This window comes from Paenibacillus sp. FSL R7-0163, from assembly GCF_037969975.1.
GTDB lineage: Bacteria > Bacillota > Bacilli > Paenibacillales > Paenibacillaceae > Paenibacillus_AQ > Paenibacillus_AQ odorifer.
In genome coordinates this window covers 6,563,314-6,582,233 of record NZ_CP150224.1, presented here as the reverse complement: position 1 = coordinate 6,582,233, position 18,920 = coordinate 6,563,314, and the positions used below count along the sequence as shown (strand labels likewise).

The 18,920-nt window shown below is 44.8% G+C and carries 13 protein-coding genes; 7 read left to right on the top strand and 6 right to left on the bottom strand.

Features of this window, described 5'->3' with window-relative positions; all coding sequences use genetic code 11:
• The first annotated feature begins 20 nt into the window (after positions 1–20).
• A protein-coding gene (locus NST45_RS28875; RefSeq protein WP_143766079.1) for an IS3 family transposase occupies positions 21–1,378 on the top strand; the annotation gives its coding sequence in 2 pieces (ribosomal slippage) (positions 21–474 and positions 474–1,378; 1,359 coding nt in all).
• A 65-nt stretch (positions 1,379–1,443) separates the two neighbouring features.
• Here the strand turns inward: NST45_RS28875 and cls are convergent.
• Positions 1,444–2,952, bottom strand: coding sequence for a cardiolipin synthase (cls, locus tag NST45_RS28870; RefSeq protein WP_036681607.1), 1,509 nt, complete (start codon positions 2,950–2,952; stop codon positions 1,444–1,446).
• A gap of 227 nt (positions 2,953–3,179) precedes the next feature.
• On the opposite strand from cls, the gene NST45_RS28865 reads away from it, so the two are divergent.
• The 4 genes from NST45_RS28865 to NST45_RS28850 all read left to right on the top strand — a co-directional run bounded on the left by NST45_RS28865 (position 3,180) and on the right by NST45_RS28850 (position 8,977).
• Entirely contained in the window at positions 3,180–4,097 is a 918-nt protein-coding gene (locus tag NST45_RS28865; protein ID WP_036681609.1) for a TetR/AcrR family transcriptional regulator, read from the top strand.
• A gap of 115 nt (positions 4,098–4,212) precedes the next feature.
• Positions 4,213–7,428, top strand: coding sequence for an efflux RND transporter permease subunit (locus NST45_RS28860; protein WP_076140706.1), 3,216 nt, complete (start codon positions 4,213–4,215; stop codon positions 7,426–7,428).
• Positions 7,429–7,632: 204 nt separating this feature from the next.
• The gene (locus tag NST45_RS28855; protein ID WP_155986559.1) at positions 7,633–7,806 is read left to right on the top strand and encodes a hypothetical protein; all 174 of its coding nucleotides are present in this window, start codon (positions 7,633–7,635) and stop codon (positions 7,804–7,806) included.
• Between the two features lie 55 nt (positions 7,807–7,861).
• Positions 7,862–8,977 (top strand): IS110 family transposase, encoded by a 1,116-nt coding sequence (locus NST45_RS28850; RefSeq protein ID WP_036683961.1) that lies wholly within the window; start codon positions 7,862–7,864, stop codon positions 8,975–8,977.
• Between the two features lie 618 nt (positions 8,978–9,595).
• On the opposite strand, the gene NST45_RS28845 is transcribed toward NST45_RS28850, so the two are convergent.
• Positions 9,596–10,288, bottom strand: a complete 693-nt coding sequence (locus tag NST45_RS28845) for a molecular chaperone TorD family protein (protein ID WP_036681926.1) — start codon at positions 10,286–10,288, stop codon at positions 9,596–9,598.
• Positions 10,289–10,708: 420 nt separating this feature from the next.
• Between NST45_RS28845 and moaA the strand changes: the two genes are divergently transcribed.
• A complete protein-coding gene (moaA, locus tag NST45_RS28840; RefSeq protein WP_339824383.1) occupies positions 10,709–11,710 on the top strand; it encodes a GTP 3',8-cyclase MoaA in 1,002 nt (333 codons plus the stop codon).
• Positions 11,711–11,973: 263 nt separating this feature from the next.
• Here the strand turns inward: moaA and NST45_RS28835 are convergent, their stop codons facing one another.
• Genes NST45_RS28835 through NST45_RS28825 form a run of 3 tightly spaced genes read right to left on the bottom strand, consistent with a single transcriptional unit; the run spans position 11,974 to position 15,486 of the window.
• A complete protein-coding gene (locus NST45_RS28835) occupies positions 11,974–13,026 on the bottom strand; it encodes a HAMP domain-containing sensor histidine kinase (RefSeq protein WP_036681931.1) in 1,053 nt (350 codons plus the stop codon).
• The gene (locus NST45_RS28830; RefSeq protein WP_036681932.1) at positions 13,023–13,700 is read right to left on the bottom strand and encodes a response regulator transcription factor; all 678 of its coding nucleotides are present in this window, start codon (positions 13,698–13,700) and stop codon (positions 13,023–13,025) included. Before NST45_RS28830 ends, NST45_RS28835 begins: the two co-directional genes overlap by 4 nt.
• Entirely contained in the window at positions 13,630–15,486 is a 1,857-nt protein-coding gene (locus NST45_RS28825) for an ABC transporter ATP-binding protein (protein ID WP_036681935.1), read from the bottom strand. The genes NST45_RS28830 and NST45_RS28825 overlap by 71 nt, the downstream gene beginning before the upstream one ends.
• Positions 15,487–15,847: 361 nt before the next feature.
• Here NST45_RS28825 and NST45_RS28820 point away from each other — a divergent pair, with 361 nt between their 5' ends.
• Entirely contained in the window at positions 15,848–17,083 is a 1,236-nt protein-coding gene (locus NST45_RS28820) for an MFS transporter (protein ID WP_305953522.1), read from the top strand.
• An 85-nt stretch (positions 17,084–17,168) separates the two neighbouring features.
• Here the strand turns inward: NST45_RS28820 and NST45_RS28815 are convergent, their stop codons facing one another.
• Positions 17,169–18,875: a glutamine--tRNA ligase/YqeY domain fusion protein gene (locus NST45_RS28815; protein WP_036682422.1), complete on the bottom strand. Its 1,707-nt coding sequence runs from the start codon at positions 18,873–18,875 to the stop codon at positions 17,169–17,171.
• Positions 18,876–18,920 lie beyond the last annotated feature (45 nt).

Genomic DNA, 18,920 nt, shown 5'->3' with positions numbered 1-18,920 from the left:
TTTGGAGGTGCAGTTTTTTTATGACCAGGTACAGTACAGACGAAAAAATCCAAGCTATTATGCGTTATAAAAAGGGATCCGAGAGCTTGAAAACCATTGCAAAATCAATCGGGATTCACCATTCTGTCTTTTCAAACTGGATTAGTCAATATGAGCATCATGGTGAAGAAGCATTTAAAAAGGGCTATACATCATATCCAGCACAGATTAAACTAGACGTACTTAATTATATGAACGAATTCGGGACGTCTGTTAGAGAAACGGCTGCGATATTTAATATTGCGAGTCATAGTACCATTTTAAGCTGGCATAGAAGCTTAGAGTTACATGGAATGGACGCCCTACAACCAAAGAAGAAGGGGCGTCCATCCATGAAAAAAGAACCTAATAAACGAAAGATTCAAACGTTAAAAGAAGGGTCTGTTGAGGCATTACAAGCAGAGGTAGAGCGTTTGAGAATGGAAAATGCATATTTAAAAAAGTTGAATGCCTTAGTTCAAAACAAGGAAAAATCACCAAACAAGACAAAGCACGAGTAGTCTATGAACTAAGGAACGAATTTTCGGTGAAAGCACTCCTGCAGCTAGCAGATATCCCTCGTAGTACGTATTATTTCGTGGTAAAAACGTTTGGTATGCCCGATAGAGATAAGGAGCTAAAAGACGTTATTCAAGCGATTTACGAGGAGCATGAGGGTCGTTATGGTTATCGTCGTATTCGTGACGAGTTAGTGAATCGAGGACACCATGTGAATCATAAAAAGGTACAACGCTTGATGAAGGTATTGGGTTTAAAGTGTGTGGTACGTATGAAGAAATATCGTTCCTATAAAGGGACGATTGGCAAACTCGCACCGAACATATTAGAACGTAACTTCCACGCTGAGAATCCAAATGAGAAGTGGGTTACGGATATTACAGAGTTTAAATTATTTGGAGAAAAGTTGTACTTATCTCCAATTCTAGATCTATATAATGGTGAGATTATTACGTATACAATCGGTTCAAGGCCGGTCTACTCGCTTGTTTCAACGATGTTAGATCAAGCATTCCGACGATTAACTGATGAAGATAACCTCCTTATTCATTCTGACCAAGGCTGGCACTATCAGATGAAGCAGTATCGTCATGCCCTTGAAGAACGAGATATCAAGCAAAGTATGTCCCGTAAAGGTAATTGCTACGACAACGCCGTCATTGAGAACTTCTTTGGTATCATGAAATCTGAATTTCTATATTTAAAGGAATTCGAAAGTATCACACATTTCAAACAAGAGCTATCAAAATACATCGATTATTACAACAACAAGCGAATTAAGGCAAAACTAAAAGGCCTGAGTCCGGTACAGTACCGAACTCAAGCCCAACAAGTCGCTTAATTATATACCTGTCTAACTTTAAGGGGTCACTTCAGAGGCACAACACCCTCTGAGGTGGTTTTTGGTTATAGTAACGGCGACATAAGTCGAGCAGCAGATTCCAGTATACGGATCACCATACGCTTATTCATAAATTCCTCATGCTCAATTAAGCTGGTAGATAATAAATCCCGCTCAAAATCAGCCACAATACGAGCAACACTCTCCGTCTGAATCAGTAATGCATTCACTTCAAAATTAAGGTGGAAGCTGCGCATATCCATATTGGCCGTACCGATTGTTGCTATTTCACCATCGACGATAAGCAGCTTAGAGTGGATAAATCCCTTTTCATATTCATAAATCTTCACGCCAGCTTCCAGCAACGCCGGGAAATAAGAATGTGAAGCCAGAAAAGGAATCCATTTATCCGGCTTAGCCGGGAATAACAATCGCACATCTAAACCAGAAATAGCGGCTACACGCAGTGCAGTTAAGATGTCCTCATCAGGAATAAAATATGGACTGGCAATCCACACCGATTTCTCGGCAGAAGTGATCATGGAGAAGAAAATGTTTTTGAGCGCACGACGTTCGTTATCCGGTCCGCTAGCAATAATCTGTACGGCTCCATCACCTGTCATAAAGCGAAGTTGTGGAGTGAGGTAGTCTTGCTCCAGTATTTTTTCACCCGTAGTGTGCATCCAATCTTGCAGGAAAATAATTTGCATCGTCCGTACCGCTTCGCCTCTAACCAACATATGTGTGTCACGCCAAAATCCATAAGTCTTACTGCGGCTTAAATATTCATCGCCTACATTGAGACCACCCATGAATCCGACATCTCCGTCGATCACAACAATTTTACGGTGATTCCGGTAATTCACACGGCTGGAAAAAAAGGATGTTGAATTTCCGTAAGAAGCCACCTGAACTCCGGCGTCACTCATTTCCTTCAAAAAAGCTTTGGAAAGCTGAAAACTGCCAACGGCATCATACATAAATCTGACTGCAACACCGGCACGAGCTTTATCGATCAGAATTTGTTTAATGCGTGTTCCAATGTGGTCCGCCCGGAAGATGTAATACTCCATATGAATGTGATGCTTAGCTTGACGGAGCTCCAACAATAACGTACCAAACGTCTCTTCACCATTAGTGAGGATACGAGTTTCTGATGCAAAGGAAATAGGAGTACGTGCTAAAGTCTTGGATAACAGCAACAGTTTTTGGCGCGAGGGATCAAAGACTGACCAATCTTGGTGCGTACGTAAAGCGTCATTCTCAATTCTTTCGTAGGCCATAAGGTCTCTTTGTGCCTTTTTATCATATTTACGGCGTTTGAACACATTTTGCCCAAATAGAAAATAGAAGACCAGTCCCAGCACCGGGATCAACGCAAGCAATAAGATCCATGACATTGTTGTAGAAGGATTACGGTTCTCCATAAAAATAGCCAAGCTAATCGAAATAACTGTCAGAGTGGAGAAGATACTAATAATCGTTCCCGCAGTACTCCCAAAAATGCCGAAACCAAAATAATAAAATGCTATGAATGCCCCAATGATAATTATAGATTGAAGTCCTCTTCTCATACTCTACCTACCTTCTTATTCATACAAGCAACACGAAATTGACACATTTTATATATTACATGAAGAACCCTTTTCTTCCTAGCTAATTACTGTGCAAAAGTCTATTTACGACAAAACTGTAACCCTTCTGTTCCGATATTTGTATTGCCTGGTTGGATGGAATATAATAATTTTGACCAACTAGTCAATTATAGAACCCAGTAGTCAGAAAGGAGGTTAATCCTTTAATGAATGATAAAACTATTGACAAGCAGGAACAAATTATTAAGATCGCCATGCAGTTATTCGCTGTGAAAGGCTCCTCGTCCACATCCATGCAAGAGATCGCTGAATTATGTGGGATTTCGAAGGGCAGTTTGTATCTGGTATTTAAATCAAAAGAAGAACTGGAGCGCAGTATCTTCCTTTATTGTTATCGGATGATTCGTGATCCCTTGTTACGTGAAGAACAGGAAACCCGACGAACACCACGTGAGAAGCTTAGGAATCAGATAGAAATTCTGCTAAGTCACGTGTACGAATTGCGCGAGTTCTTACAGCGTCAAATTCAGGAGGTTGCGGGCAAAGGATTTGATACTGAAGTCCCGGACTGGCTGCGGAGAAACAACGCTTCCTTCTTAAGATGGTTCCAGGTGAAGATGGAGTTGCTCTATGGAAAAGACGTCGTTCCCTATACCGGAGATTTATGTATGATCGGACATGGTCTCATCAAGTCTTATATTGCGGTTATTTTTCGTAAGGATACGCAGGTACCTATTGCCGATATGGCAGATCATCTAATGAATCTAATGGATATGATTGTGTCTGGCTTACTCACTAGTAAACAGGTTCCACTAATCAACTCTGCTACTTTAGCGAACTGGATGGCGGAGAATGAGGAGAATAAACGAAAGAATCCATTACAGCTCATTAAAGAAATGAAGACTGTGGTCAGTAAATTAAATAGTATAGAATCCGAAGAAGCAGCCGATCTGCTGGAATCGCTCAATATTCTGGAAGGTGAAGTGCTTATACCTCACCCACGAAAAGCAATCATTCAGGGGATGCTGTCCAACCTCCAATCCTGCTCTGAGCTCACAGCAGAATTGGAAGAGCTGAGGAAGCTAATTGCCTCAATTCCGCACAATTCATGTGTATTTCGTTAATTGACTCTAAGAAGAGTTCGGTAGAGAGAAAGTCATGGATAGTGAGTATTATGAATTTTTATAATGGCGCCTTATTTCGTAAAGAAAAGGGCCGAGAGGAGCAGAAACGAAACTTATGAAAAGCTTAATTAATTTCTCGCTCAGGAACAAATTTGCCATTTGGCTTCTGACGATAATTATTGTGTTTGCCGGTTTATATAGCGGACTGACGATGAAGCAAGAAACCTTGCCTAATATTAGTATACCCTATCTTAGCGTAACAACCATTTATCCGGGGGCCGCACCAGAAGGCGTCGTTAATGATGTCAGCAAACCGTTGGAGCAAAAGCTCCGCAATGTGGATGGTGTAAAGACGATCACCTCCACTTCTCTGGAGAATGCCTCCAGTATCCAAATTGAATTCGATTACGGAACAAATCTGGATAATGCTACAGCAGCAGTGCGCGAATCGCTAAATGAGGTCTCATTGCCAGACAATGTGCAGAAGCCTTCCATTTCCCGTTTTAGCCTTAGCTCAATGCCTGTCGTTTCGCTCAGTCTTTCCAATGGAGATACCCAGGACCTTGAGGAATTGACACGTATTGCTGAGAACGATATTCGCCCAGCCCTAGAGGATGTTGAGGGTGTGGCTTCTATTCAAATCTCTGGTCAATACGTCAAAGAAGTATCACTTAAATTCAATCAAGATAAGCTCAGCCAATATGGACTGACTGAAGATACCGTTAAAGGTATCATTCAAGGCTCTTCCCTCCGTGTTCCACTAGGACTATTCGAGATGGACAAGGCTCAAAAAGCAGTTGTCGTGGACGGCAACATCACTACCGTTGAAGATCTTAAAAATGTGACCATACCGGTAATGCCAACTGGCGCTAACGCTGCAGGTGCTGCAGGTGCTGGAGCTACCGGCGCTGGTGCTGCTAACGGAGCTGCTGGTGCAGGTGCTGGAGCTACCGGCGCTGGTGCTGCTAACGGAGCTGCTGGTGCAGGTGCTGGAAATGCTGCTCCTGGCGGAGCTGCAAGTATGGGACTTCCAACCGTGAAGCTCGGAGAGTTGGCCACGATTGAGGTTGTGGGGAATTCCGAATCCATCTCCCGTACAAATGGTAAAGAATCGATCGGTATTCAGATTGTCAAAGCCAATGATGCCAACACTGTTGATGTTGTAAATGGCGTTAAAGACAAAACTGAAGAATTAAAAGCACAATATAAAGGCATTGACCTTACTGTTCTGCTTGACCAAGGTAAGCCCATTGAGGACTCCGTAAATACGATGTTGTCCAAAGCTGTGTTTGGTGCCTTATTCGCAGTAATTATCATTTTGGTGTTCCTGCGGAATATTCGTTCGACGATTATTTCTATCATCTCTATTCCATTATCCCTGCTGATTGCAGTGCTGTGTCTGCGGCAGATGGACATTACGCTTAATATGATGACACTTGGAGCGATGACGGTCGCGATCGGGCGGGTAGTCGATGACTCGATTGTAGTTATAGAGAACATATATCGACGGCTCTCCTTATCTGGTGAGAAACTGAAGGGCAGAGAATTAATCAGTGCAGCCACGCGTGAAATGTTCGTGCCTATCATGTCCTCTACAATTGTAACCATCGCGGTTTTCTTACCACTTGCTTTGGTTAGTGGTATGGTTGGTGAGCTGTTCTTGCCTTTCGCTCTAACCATGGTCTTCGCCCTGCTCGCTTCATTAGTAGTTGCGATTACCCTAGTTCCTGCAATGGCTCACTCGTTGTTCCGTAATGGATTGAAACGTAAAAAAACTCACAGCGAGAAACCAGACAAACTTTCTGCTGGTTATCAAAAGATTCTGAACTGGTGTCTTTCTCATAAACTCGTTACGTTTGGAGTTGCCGTTCTTCTCCTTGCGGGCAGCTTATTCTTAATCAAGCCTATTGGTGTAAGCTTCATGCCATCCCAAGAGGATAAAACTGTAATGCTTACTTATTCACCAAAGGCTGGACAACGGATTGAGGAAGTTCAAGAACAAGGTCTGAAAGCTGAAAAATACATTTTAGCGCAGAAGCATATAGACAAAATGCAATATTCCATCGGCGGTGGAGGCCCGATGGGTATGGGTGGATCCAGCAATTCAGGACTATTTTTCATCGTTTATGATAGTGATACTCCTGATTTCGAAGCTGTTAAAGAGAAGCTTATTGAAGGTTTGACCGCAGAAGTGCCAGATGGTGTATGGGGTGACATGTCCGCTCTGATGAGTGGAGGCATGGGTGGAAGCACTCTGACCGTGAATGTATTCGGAGATGAACTGGATCAGCTGAAGCCAGTCGCGGATGAGATTGCCTCAATCGTACAGGCTGACACCACTAATTTCAAAGACGCAGAAACAAGTCTCAAGGAAGCTTACGATCAATATACGATTGTAGCGGATCAACAGAAGCTTAGCTCCCTTGGACTTACAGCCGGACAAATTGCGATGAAGCTGAGTCCAGCAGGCACACGTCCAGTGCTCACAGAAGTAGAATTGGACGGCAAGAACTACAAAGTCTATATCGAAACAGATAAAGAAACGTATAAGAGCATTAAAGAAATGGAAGAGGCTACTTTGACTTCGCCACTAGGCATTTCCGTGCCAATCGGGCAAGTCGCTAAAATTGAAAATGGCTCCTCCCCTGACTCGATTACTCGTATGGACGGTAAAATGAAGGTAGATGTTACTGCCGAAATTATTTCGAGTGACGTGAATAGCGCTTCGAACAGCGTGAAAGAAAAAGTAGATGCTATGGAATTGCCTGATGGTGTAACTGTTACCTTCGGCGGTGTAACCGAGCAGATCAATGATACGTTTGGTCAATTAGGAATTGCTATGGCGGCCGCTATTGCCATCGTATACTTCGTGCTTGTGGTTACATTTGGCGGTGGATTAGCACCATTCGCTATCCTGTTCTCACTTCCTTTCACAGTGATCGGGGTACTCGTTGCCCTTCTCATCGCTGGAGAAACCTTAAACGTGTCCTCGCTCATGGGTGCGCTGATGTTGATTGGTATCGTAGTAACGAATGCGATTGTCCTTATCGACCGCGTTATTCATAAGGAAAAAGAAGGCCTCACTACGCGTCAAGCCTTGCTTGAAGCAGGTGGCACACGTTTACGTCCAATCCTGATGACTGCCCTTGCAACGATTGGTGCATTGCTGCCATTGGTTACTGGACTTGAAAACAGTGCAGGAATTATCTCTAAGGGGCTCGGCGTGACCGTAATCGGTGGTTTGGTCAGTTCCACGCTGCTGACACTTGTAGTAGTGCCAGTCGTGTATGAATTCCTGATGAAATTCCGCAGCAAAAAGGTAATTGATTAGAACACCTGATGTGACCAAGTAAATTAGATTTAAACAAGAGGCTGTCTCCAAAGTAGTGAATTCTACTTATGAGGCAGCTTCTTTTTTTAGAAAATAGGCTGTACAGCGGATTCCTCCTTTGCCCAATAGACTGTGTGCTGTGCCAATTGTTCATCACTATTAGGTTGGGTGGTGGATGATGTGCGTTTGTGCGTGGGGAGGCTAATGTACCGTGAACGTTTGCGATATGCGGTATACGCGGGTGATCTGCGTGGGTCGTTTGGACGGCGTACATTTGTATTTACTGCATTCTGTGTTTGGGCGATGCGCGGAGTGGATCTTAAACTAATTAGTTATGATGAACGAAAGGCAGCCCCTGTTTCGCACACCGTAGGTTAAAATGGAAGTTAAAAGGACAACCATTACAGAGCTACATGCGAAAGGAGCTGTTACTATGAAGAATACCATAAAATACGTCGGTTTGGATGTGTCTAAAGAAAAAATTGCGGTGGCGATTGCAGATGAGGGTCGGGAACCCGCACGATATTATGGAGCCATCCCCCATACCCCAGATGCAGTGGCTCGAATGATTCGGAAACTCAAAGGTTCAGGGATTACACTGGAGGTCTGCTATGAAGCCGGGCCTACGGGGTACGACTTATACCGCTGGTTGACGAAGATGGGAATTTCCTGTGTGGTAATTGCACCTTCGCGTATGCCACAGCGTCCCGGAGATGCCATAAAAACCGACCGACGGGATGCAGAAAAACTGGCTCAGTTACACCGGGCTGGAGAATTGACTGCGATCTATGTGCCAACGCCAGAACTCGAAGCTTTACGAGATCTCATTCGTGCACGAGAAGATGCTAGGCAAGACCTACATCGGGCTCGGCAACGGCTCATTCATTTTCTATTGCGCCACCAAATTCACAAGCCAGAGGGTATGAAAAAACGCTGGACCAAAAGGTACCGGGAATGGCTCTCTATGCTGAAGTTTAATAATGTAGCTCAAGAACGGGTATTTACCGAATCCCTGCAACAGCTCCGGGAAGTGGAGGAGCGAATCAAGCGACTTGAAGCCGCAATGCGAGAAGAAGCACAGATCTGCCCTTACGCACCTGTCATTCAAGCGTTGCAAGGCCTGAGGGGAATCGCCCTGCTGACAGCTATGACTTTAGTTGTCGAGATTGGAAATTTCGAACGTTTTCGTTCACCGGCTCAGCTCATGAGTTACCTGGGACTCGTGCCACGGGAATATTCCTCGGGAGCAAGTACCAAAAGAGGGAGTCTTACAAAAGTCGGAAATTCCGGAGTGCGGCGCGCACTGGTGGAGTCCGCATGGAGTTACCGTCACCGCCCTGCCGTCAAGGGAGATTTAGCAGTGCGTCTTGAGGGCCAGAGTATTCATGTCCATGAAACGTCGTGGAAAGCCCAAGAACGGTTACACAGCAAGTATTTAAAATTAGTCAGACGCGGGAAACACCGAAATTTAACCATGGCAGCAGTGGGTCGTGAGTTAATTGGATTTATCTGGTCGATTGCGGTAGAGGCAGAACGAAAAATGGCGTAGGTGAAACGAAAAAAAATAAAAACATACCCAAAAGATTTGAATCCTTGGGGCATGGAGACAAAGAGAAAGGTTCGAGGAGAATCCGTGAATTCCCTGTGCACAGGATCCCTGATCTAACGTGCGAAATTAGTTTACGGAAGCTCCTTCGACGTAGGCATAATATGTGGTAACCAACCCACGGATAGCAGATTGCCAGCCGACGACTCGCATTTTGTCTCTGTGCCCAAGGGATTGAAAACCCTCTAGTTTAAAGGGGAAAACAGGGGAATTGACTAATTCGTTCATAGCAGGGAAAAACTCCCTGAAAAAAGCTAATATTTTCTCTAAATGAACGAAATTAGGGATTTCCTCCCTGATAATAAGGGGGATTTCTTTAATTACCACCGAATCAGCTATATTTTAGGGAGGTTTTCCCTAATTATTAGTCTGATGACTGAAAATCCCAGAATTTCAGGGAGAAATTCCCCAATTATTCTATCGGCGCTTGAGTTGGGCAACAATAAGACGCTTCGGTTGGTACTTCAATTACTACTTCAGTTGGTGCTTCACACAACGATTCTTTTCCCCATGCTCAGCATGCAAAAGCCCGCCCTAATGGATAGGTCGGGCTTTCTAATATTAAATGCTTGTAGCTGCACTGCTCTCCAATGAAGCTCTCCAGGAACGAAGCATTTGCAGATCAAGTGGCAGAAACTCCTCAAGCATATGAGAGAGGCCTAGATATAGCGGACTATCTGTTGCTGCATTTAGTTTCTGACAGAACTGCGGTGTCCATTGAAGTAGATGCTTTTCCAAAAAGGACTCCTGAATATCAAGCAGCTCCATAGCACTTCTTATTGAAAAACTATTGTAAAGCATACGCTCATGCATGACTGCCATAAATTCGAGCTCAATAGCAATATGATCATCGGCTTCACCATTACACTTATTGAATACAATTCCAGCGGAGGTGTACACATCTGCAAGCACGTTGCAGAAATCCTCCGAACGACCTAAAATCGCTGCTTCGCGCAATTTAAAAGAACTAACGGACTGTTCTTGCATAAGCCGTTTATATTCTTTGCTCTCTTTCTCGCATATCATTGGCAGCTTGTTCGGTTCCTGACTCAAATAGCGCTTCAGCTCCCGACCGCCTTCTGTCATCTCTGCCGCTACACTCATCTGGCGATGGCGGCTCCATTGAGCCACTAGAGAGAGTGATGGTTTTCTACCCAAAAAATCCACTAAAAGCTGATATATTAATCCCCGACTTTCCAACCAACGGCTAAAAGCCTCCGGAACGGTGAGCGATGGAACAGTATGTGTACTCATTTTGCAAATCCTCCTCAATGGTTTCCCGGTCACTCTCCGTCACACACATTACCGACGTGCGGTTTCCGGTATCCTATCTGTTTTCGCAAAAGTGAACGTTAAAACTAATCCGCACCTAGATTATATCGGAAATTAAAAGCGCTTTCCGTGAGCATTCTATGTCTAAAAACTTTATTTGTCGTACTTTTGTCACACTTTTCGTTGTTCAATATGCGTTATCTTCTTATCTAGTTTGTCCAGTTTTATGTAATGAAACCCTGTCGTCCAGAACTTTGCTCATTGACGTGAATCCAAGCAATCTTTAAAATTCTAAACAAGTATAAACATCTTCGCGTTCTATCCTGTTAGTGACGTTAGGCGTTTATACGAGAAAATTCAAGAGCAATTTATCAGCCAGATTTAAAGGAAGGGAGCAACGCCATGGAGCCGCTGACGGACCCTTTTGGACGTTTACACGATTACATCCGCATTTCGGTTACCGACCGCTGCAACCTGCGTTGCATCTATTGTATGCCAGCGGAAGGGATGCAATTCCAACCGCAGGACGAGATTCTAAGTTACGAGGAAATTACCGCAGTCGTTAAGTCGCTAGCCCCTCTTGGATTACGTAAAGTACGACTAACTGGCGGAGAACCTCTTGTCCGCAAAGATCTGGAAAAGCTTGTTGCGATGATATCCGCGATTCCAGGTATAGAAGATATTTCGCTGACTACAAATGGTTTAATGCTTCCAGCCAAAGCCGCGCTGTTAAAAGAGGCTGGTCTGTCACGGGTAAACATCAGCCTAGACTCTTTACGGCAGGATCGATTTTCTATGATTACTCGTGGCGGTGAAGTCGCCAAGATATTAAAGGGGATCGAGGCCGCACAAGCCGCCGGACTTCAACCGATAAAGCTTAACGTTGTATTGATGAAAGGAATTAATGACGACGAAATCAAAGACTTCATCTCCCTTACGCTGGAGAGTCCTCTAAATGTACGCTTTATAGAATACATGCCGATTGGCAGTGCTACTGATGCTTGGCGCCAAACTTATCTGCCTCTGGAAAGGGTTGTAGAAGCTTGTACTGAGGCTGGTTGGGAAACGGAAGCAGCAGAAATGCCCTCCGGGAATGGCCCTTCCCAGAATCGGCGGGTTGTTGGAGCCCCTGGTACATTCGGCCTGATTCATCCGGTGAGCGATCACTTCTGCGATAATTGCAACCGCCTGAGACTTACCGCAGATGGGCACATCAAAGCTTGCCTGTATTGGGCAGATGAATACAATGTCCGTCCTTTAATAAGCGATCCTGCTGCTGTGCAGGTCTTATTCCGGAAAGCGCTGGGCAACAAACCTCATAACCATGAAATGGCCTTAGCTCTGGAGAAAAAAGCACAAAGCCACACGCCGACAGCTCGGCGCATGTCTCAAATTGGTGGATAAACGTCCATCCCGGTATTATAGTTCCTCTTTTAATTTCATAAATACAAAAAACGCCGCTTTCCCACTGAACAATCTGGGAAAGCGGCGTTTGGTTTAAAGCTTAGCGATGAACTATTCAATCACTATTAGAGAGACAGAGCTTCGAGCAGCTTATAAATAGTCGCTCCTGCCTCGGCTCTTGTGGCATTATTCTCAGGACGGAAGGTGTTATCCTCGAATCCACCCAGAATACCAGCTTCAGCTGTTTTTCACATACAGCAAGTTTATTTCTTTCGTACTCGCAAGCTCACCTTAAAGGCGGTTCCTTCCCCCGGACGACTATGTACAGTTACCTTACCTTCATGCAGCTCAACGATTTTTTTAACCAGTGACAGACCCAGTCCACTACCGCCACCACTTGCGGTTCTAGCTTTATCTGCCTTATAGAAACGCTCGAAGATCCGAGGCAGATCTTCCTCCGAGATGCCAATCCCGCTATCTTGAATCTCCACCTCTACCTGCTCATCCACCATGCGAAGGCTAATATGGATGTAACCGTTCTGCGGAGTAAACTTGATGCTGTTATGCAGTAGATTGGTCCAGACCTGGCTCATTAAATCTTTTACAGCAGATACATTCACTTCTTCCAGTTCAGCCTCTACCTCTATATTTTTCTCCAACCACTGTGGTTCAGAAGCCAGAATCGTATCTCTAAGCTGCTTATCCAGGCGGTAAATCTGATTTTCAAACGGAAAATTGCCCGATTCAAGCGCGGACAGCTTCAATAAATTATCACTGAGCCCAGATACACGGGTACTCTCAGCCACGATAATATTAAGGTAGTGCCTCCTGCTCTTCACACTCAAAGTTTCATCTTGCAGCGCAAGAGCAAAGCCGCGGATAGAGGTTAGCGGAGATTGAATTTCATGCGATACATTAGAGATAAAGTCTTGACGCATGGTCTCCATCTGACTCAGTTCGCTGGCCATTACGTTGATGCTCTCTACAATCTCACCAAAATCACCATAGTCCTTAGTATTATCGAGTACCACATTGAAATCACCCTTAGCAATACGCCCTAAACCTTCGATAATTGATTTATAAAAAACACGTTCCCAGCCCCGGAATAACTTGGAGGTTACCAATGCCATCATGAACAAAATCACAATTCCGACCATCACGCCGATTAACTGGGTCAAATACTCCGAAGAGGGGCGTCCAACCCTGCCATATATCCAGTTCATCAAGAAATAAGCTGCACTCCAGCTAATCCCAACGCCACCGAAGTAAATAAAAGTCATCCCAATCCGCTTAAGAAGCTCCTTAAACCGGTTCATGCCTCTGCCTCCAGCCGATAGCCTAATCCGCGGATGGTACGAATAACAAACCCGTATTTATCTGGAGCGAACCGTTCGCGTAAACGGTTGATATGCACATCGAGCGTCCGCTCATTCCCTTCAAAATCATAACCCCATATCTCTTCGATCAGCCTGTCTCTAGTCAATGTCTGCCCCGGATAGCTGCCCAGCTTAAACAACAGCTCAAATTCCTTAAGCGGCAAGGTGACTTCTCCATACTCTGAGGATACCTCGTAGGTTTTACGATTCATTCGCAGCCGGCCGATCCCCACACTTTGTGCAGCAGAGATTTGGTAACGTTTGAGCAGCGCCTTTACTCGCGCAATAAGCACCACTGGCTCAAAGGGTTTGACGAGATAGTCATCACTTCCCAGTTCAAAGCCCTTCACAATTTGGGAGGTCTCACCCTTAGCCGTCAGCATCAATATCGGAAAATCATAAGTTTGGCGCATCTTCCGGCACAGCTCCCAGCCATCCAAATTGGGCATCATCACATCAATAATGGCTAAGTCTATGTTATGGCTCTCCAGAATCTGAAGAGCCTCCAGTCCATCAGAAGCTCCATAGATGTCATCCATCCCCTCAGCTCTCAGAAATACTTCTACCAATTCGCGGATGTGCGGATCGTCGTCCGCTACTAGTATTTTTGTCATGTATCACTGGAGCCTCCTCTTTATTGTCTTGAATCTCAAGGTTATTCATCTGCAGCTGCTGGGTGGCAAATTCACGATACAGCTCATGGTTTTCCAGCAGTTCTTCATGTCTTCCCATCCCGGTAATCTGGCCCTTTTCCATAAAAATAATCTGCTCAGCATTTACAACAGTAGCCAAACGGTGCGCAATTACAATCGTAGTCCGGCCCTTCATCAAATTGGACAGTGCTTTCTGTACTACGGCCTCTGATTGGCTATCCAGACTGGAGGTAGCCTCATCAAGCATAAGAATCTTTGGATTCCGCAGCAGCGCTCTAGCAATAGCAATCCGTTGCCGCTGTCCACCTGAGAGCTTCACACCTCTCTCACCAACATCCGTATTATATCCTTCAGGAAGCTCATCGATAAAGCCATCTGCATAAGCCATTGCTGCTGCTGCACGCATCTCCTCCATGCTAACGTCGCGATCCAATCCATAGGTTAAATTCTCAGCAATCGTACCTGCCAATAATGGGCTTTCCTGTGAGACATACCCGATCAGTTTCCGCCATGAGCGTAAAGAGAAGGTTGACACTGGTTTATCACCTAACTTAACCATACCTTTCTGAGGCTCATAGAATCGTTCGAGCAGTGAAAATAAAGTAGTCTTGCCGCCCCCGCTCGGTCCAACAATAGCCGTCACCTGACCCGGAAGCATCCGAAAGCTTACATCGGTTAGCACATTCTCACCATTTTTATATCCAAAGCTTAGATCTTCTACCGAGATAGGACCTTCTGCACCGTTCGCCTCTTCCTGGCCCTCATATACCTCCTCTTCTGCTGCCAGGGTTTCAATAATGCGCTCTGATGCCCCTTTAGCCTTCTGAATCTGTGTAAAGAACGTGGTCAATTGAGTAAGCGGCATAATAATCTGAATAAGATACAGGATAAAGGCTACCAGCTCTCCAGCTGTCAAAGCCCCGGAAGATACCTGCATTCCGCCATAACCGATAATGACCACAAGTAACATCATAAAAACAAAAGAGACAAGTGGACTGATCATAGCGCTGATTTTGCCTTCACGAATACCAAAGGAGAGCAGGTTCATAATTCCGGTTTTGCCTGCTTCGTACTCTTTTTTCTCTGCACCCGAGGATTTGACCAGACGGATTTCTGACAATACACCACTAAGTGTCGCGGTAAAAGAGGCTGTTTCGTCCTGCATGCCTTTGGAGATTTTGTACATCTGCCGTCCAAGCGGCACCAGAATCAACGCAGATAGTGGAAGAACGGTGAATAGAACAAGCGTCATTTTCCAATTTAAAAATAACAGCACAGCAATGGAGCCCACAATGGAGATCACTCCGGTAAATAAGCTGGCCAGATGTTCAGAAATCAGCGTTTTGATGATCCCTGTATCATTCGTCATCCGGCTGACGCTTTCTCCTGTTCGATTATCATTGTAATAAGCTACTGGCAATACTAAAAATTTACGCCATAACCGGTCACGTAGACCTGCAACCATCTTCTGGCCCACGTAATTCAGCAGATAGATGGAAATTCCCCCGGCGATCGTCTGCGCGATAAAAGCACCCGCTATACCCGCAATTTGCAGCTTGCTGACGGAGGCCAAAGAAAAGCCATCCACCAGATTTTTGGTGAACATTGGGATCACCAGACTAACCAATGTCGAGATCATGCTTAGTGCAATGGCTATTGCCAATAAGCCGTATGAAGGCTTGGTCTCTTTTAATAATGTGAGGAATGGCTTCAGCGCCGTTTTCCCCTTAGCTTCGGATTTTCTCATGCAAAAACTCCCCTTTTCTTGGTGACTCTGCGAGAAGAGTGTATCATCTCTGTTTCGCTTAACCCCATCCTAGCCCTGAATTGTAAACTGAAGTTAAACCCGTTGATCCGCTTTTGTACGACGTAGATAGGGTAATCCTCAGGCATATTCCTAGTAAGGAGGAGCGATCTCTTAACATTTCTGCCACCTGCAAACTTGTTATATGCGATTTTTGTCACTTAGCGGATCAAATTTAAATAAACGTTAAAAAAATGTAAAAAAGTAAAAAAGGAAGTTTGTATCCCTTTTCAACACGTGTTACAGTGATAGAAGGGCCTAATATTGGTCAGTATATCCATGCAAGACATCTAGTGGGAAAGGAGTGACGCATTTGCGGAAAGGCGTTAACTATCCATCTTCTTTCACGTCTTTAAAATGGTTCAATTTTTTTGTATACGGAACCATGGTCCTCTTCTCCAGCTTCTTTCAACTATACCTGCTGGATGTAGGGATGAACAAATTAGAGATCGGTGCCGTATTCTCTATGGGTGCGCTAGTATCCATCTTTGCAAATCCATTCTGGGCGATCTGGACTGACCGATACCAGAATATCCGGCGAATCGTTTTGCTTATGTTAATCGGAACGTTAGTGTTATCCCAGCTTATGTTTCGGGCAAATACATATGAGATGATCTACATCTCCATTCTTTTGTTCTATTTCTTCCAAGGACCGTTATTTGCTCAGAGCAATACGATGATTCTCAGCTATATTGACGGAACTAACTATCGCTTCCGTTCTTTTCGGCTTTGGGGTTCATTGGGGTGGGCACTAATTGCAATTGCCGCCGGATTGGTCCTTGACTGGGCTGGTGTATCTATCTTGTCCTATCTGTTTGCAGGCTTACTATGTGCATCAATGTTATCCATTCTTGCATTACCGAAACTTAACCATACCATTGGCATGGCTCCCATGCCTTATAGAGGCTTCAGCAAGCTAATTTATAATCCCTTTTTCTTGTGTTTCATATTGTTTGGTATCCTAGTTTCCATACCGAACACCATGAACACTACATTCATGTCTTTGTATATTACGGATCTAGGCGGCTCCAAGGGAATGATTGGTCTCGCAGTATTCCTCTCCTCTATTTTGGAAGTGGGTGTATTTGTTCTCTGCGACCGATTCCTTAAACGTAAAATATCTGTTCTGCTCGGCTGGCTTGCGCTGGTTAGCGCTTTATTCGTACTACGATGGTGGTTCATGGCGGACGCGACTACAGCCCTCCAAGTAGTGCTCATTCAAATTTTACACTGCATAACATTTGGTGGTTTCTTCTATGTAGGCACTCAACTGACCATGCTTCTTATTCCAAGACCTTACCGTGCTTCAGGACAAGCACTCTACACACTGACTTGGAGCGGTATAGCCGGTATTGTTGGAGGAGTTCTCGGCGGGTGGATGTATCAGAATCTAGGTGCACAGAGCATGTATCAAGCGGGTGTCTTCTTGACACTGTTTGGAACGCTAGGCTTTACTTTCATGTGGCTCTTTGTAAACCGTGGAGGCTACCGGCCCCCTACAGAGGATGAGGAAGAACTCTCTCACATCGAAATATTATAAGCGAAAATATAAAAAACAGGCTCAAACGTACCTAAACGGGACGTTTGAGCCTGTTTTATTATAAAGAACCTGAACGAATCAAGTGTTAGCCTTGTTTTGGAGGCTGAAATGAACTCTTCAGTGAAACGATAAGATTGAATACGAGATGCCCAGGCGCCGAATATTTGCTATCTACATTAAAATAGCCATGACGGAAAAACTGGAATTTATCCTGAGCCACACTGTCCTTAAGTGCGGGTTCCACAAAACCTTGTAAGATTTCAATGGATTTAGGATTAAGCTGATCCAAGAAGCTAGGCTCCGCTTTCTCTACCGTGGAATCCAGACCTTCAACTTCTGCAGCTTCATCTACTTCTTCAGCAGAAATCAGTGGCTCGTATAAACGGAATTCTGCAGGCACAGCTTGACTAGCTTCTACCCAGTGCAGAGTACCTTTTACCTTGCGGCCTGTAAATCCACTGCCACTCTTTGTTTCCGGATCATACGTACAATGCAGTTCAACAACCTCGCCATTCTCATCTTTAATGACTTCATTACATTTGATGAAATAAGCATGCTTCAGGCGTACTTCATTGCCGGGGAACAAGCGGAAATATTTATTGGGCGGATTCTCCATAAAGTCGTCGCGCTCAACATAAATCTCACGAGAGAACGGAATTTGGCGTACGCCCATTTCTTCATTCTCTGTATTATTTTCCGCTTCAAGCCATTCTGTTTGACCTTCCGGATAATTGGTGATAACAACCTTAAGCGGACGAAGTATAGCCATAGTGCGAGGCACAGTTAACTTAAGGTCTTCCCGGATAAAGTGCTCCAGCATTTGCAGGTCCACTAGACCCTGACTCTTGGAGATCCCTGCCTCGAACACGAACTTACGAATCGCTTCCGGCGTATATCCTCTGCGGCGCAGGCCGGAGATCGTTGGCATCCGCGGATCGTCCCAGCCATCCACATGTTTTTCGTCTACCAGCAGCTTTAGCTTACGTTTACTAGTCATGGTTTGAGCGAGATTCAGACGGCCGAATTCATATTGATGCGGAACAGAAGGCATCTCACATTCCGCTACGACCCAATCATAAAATGGGCGTTGATCTTCAAACTCAAGCGAACAAAGGGAGTGAGTCACTCCTTCAATAGCGTCCTCAAGTGGATGAGCGAATGTATACATCGGATAGATGCACCATTTATCCCCTGTATTATGGTGATGCGCATGAGTAATCCGATAGATGACAGGATCACGCAGATTAATATTTGGTGAAGCCATATCGATCTTGGCACGAAGAACCTTCTCACCATCTTTGAATTCCCCTGCCCGCATACGGCGGAACAGATCCAAATTCTCTTCGATGCCGCGCTCACGATGTGGGCTGTTCTGTCCTGGCTCCGTCAGCGTTCCCCGCAATTGGCGAATTTCATCCGCGCTGAGGTCATCTACATAAGCTTTGCCTTTAGTAATTAATAATTCGGCACGTTTGTACATTTCCTCAAAATAATCCGATGCAAAACGCAGCTCTTCCCATTCATAACCCAGCCACTTTACATCTTCCTGAATGGAGTTCACATATTCCGTATCTTCTTTGGCAGGATTCGTGTCGTCAAATCTTAGGTTAGTCTTGCCACCGAACTCGTCCGCCAGTGTAAAGTTAATCCAAATCGCCTTGGCATGTCCGATATGTAAGTAACCGTTCGGCTCCGGCGGAAAGCGTGTGACAACTTCTTTTACTTTACCCGTACGGAGGTCTTCGGTAATAACATTTTTAATAAAATTGGAGGGGGTAGTACGGTTCTCCACAGCTATCAACCTTTCGTTCTGTAGTGTTACACTACTTCTTGTATA

Coding starts and splice junctions, on each gene's coding strand:
- cls (WP_036681607.1), bottom strand. CDS start 2,952: ATGAGAAGAGGACTTCAATCTATAATTATCATTGGGGCATTCATAGCA.
- NST45_RS28865 (WP_036681609.1), top strand. CDS start 3,180: ATGAATGATAAAACTATTGACAAGCAGGAACAAATTATTAAGATCGCC.
- NST45_RS28860 (WP_076140706.1), top strand. CDS start 4,213: ATGAAAAGCTTAATTAATTTCTCGCTCAGGAACAAATTTGCCATTTGG.
- NST45_RS28855 (WP_155986559.1), top strand. CDS start 7,633: ATGTACCGTGAACGTTTGCGATATGCGGTATACGCGGGTGATCTGCGT.
- NST45_RS28850 (WP_036683961.1), top strand. CDS start 7,862: ATGAAGAATACCATAAAATACGTCGGTTTGGATGTGTCTAAAGAAAAA.
- NST45_RS28845 (WP_036681926.1), bottom strand. CDS start 10,288: ATGAGTACACATACTGTTCCATCGCTCACCGTTCCGGAGGCTTTTAGC.
- moaA (WP_339824383.1), top strand. CDS start 10,709: ATGGAGCCGCTGACGGACCCTTTTGGACGTTTACACGATTACATCCGC.
- NST45_RS28835 (WP_036681931.1), bottom strand. CDS start 13,026: ATGAACCGGTTTAAGGAGCTTCTTAAGCGGATTGGGATGACTTTTATT.
- NST45_RS28830 (WP_036681932.1), bottom strand. CDS start 13,700: ATGACAAAAATACTAGTAGCGGACGACGATCCGCACATCCGCGAATTG.
- NST45_RS28825 (WP_036681935.1), bottom strand. CDS start 15,486: ATGAGAAAATCCGAAGCTAAGGGGAAAACGGCGCTGAAGCCATTCCTC.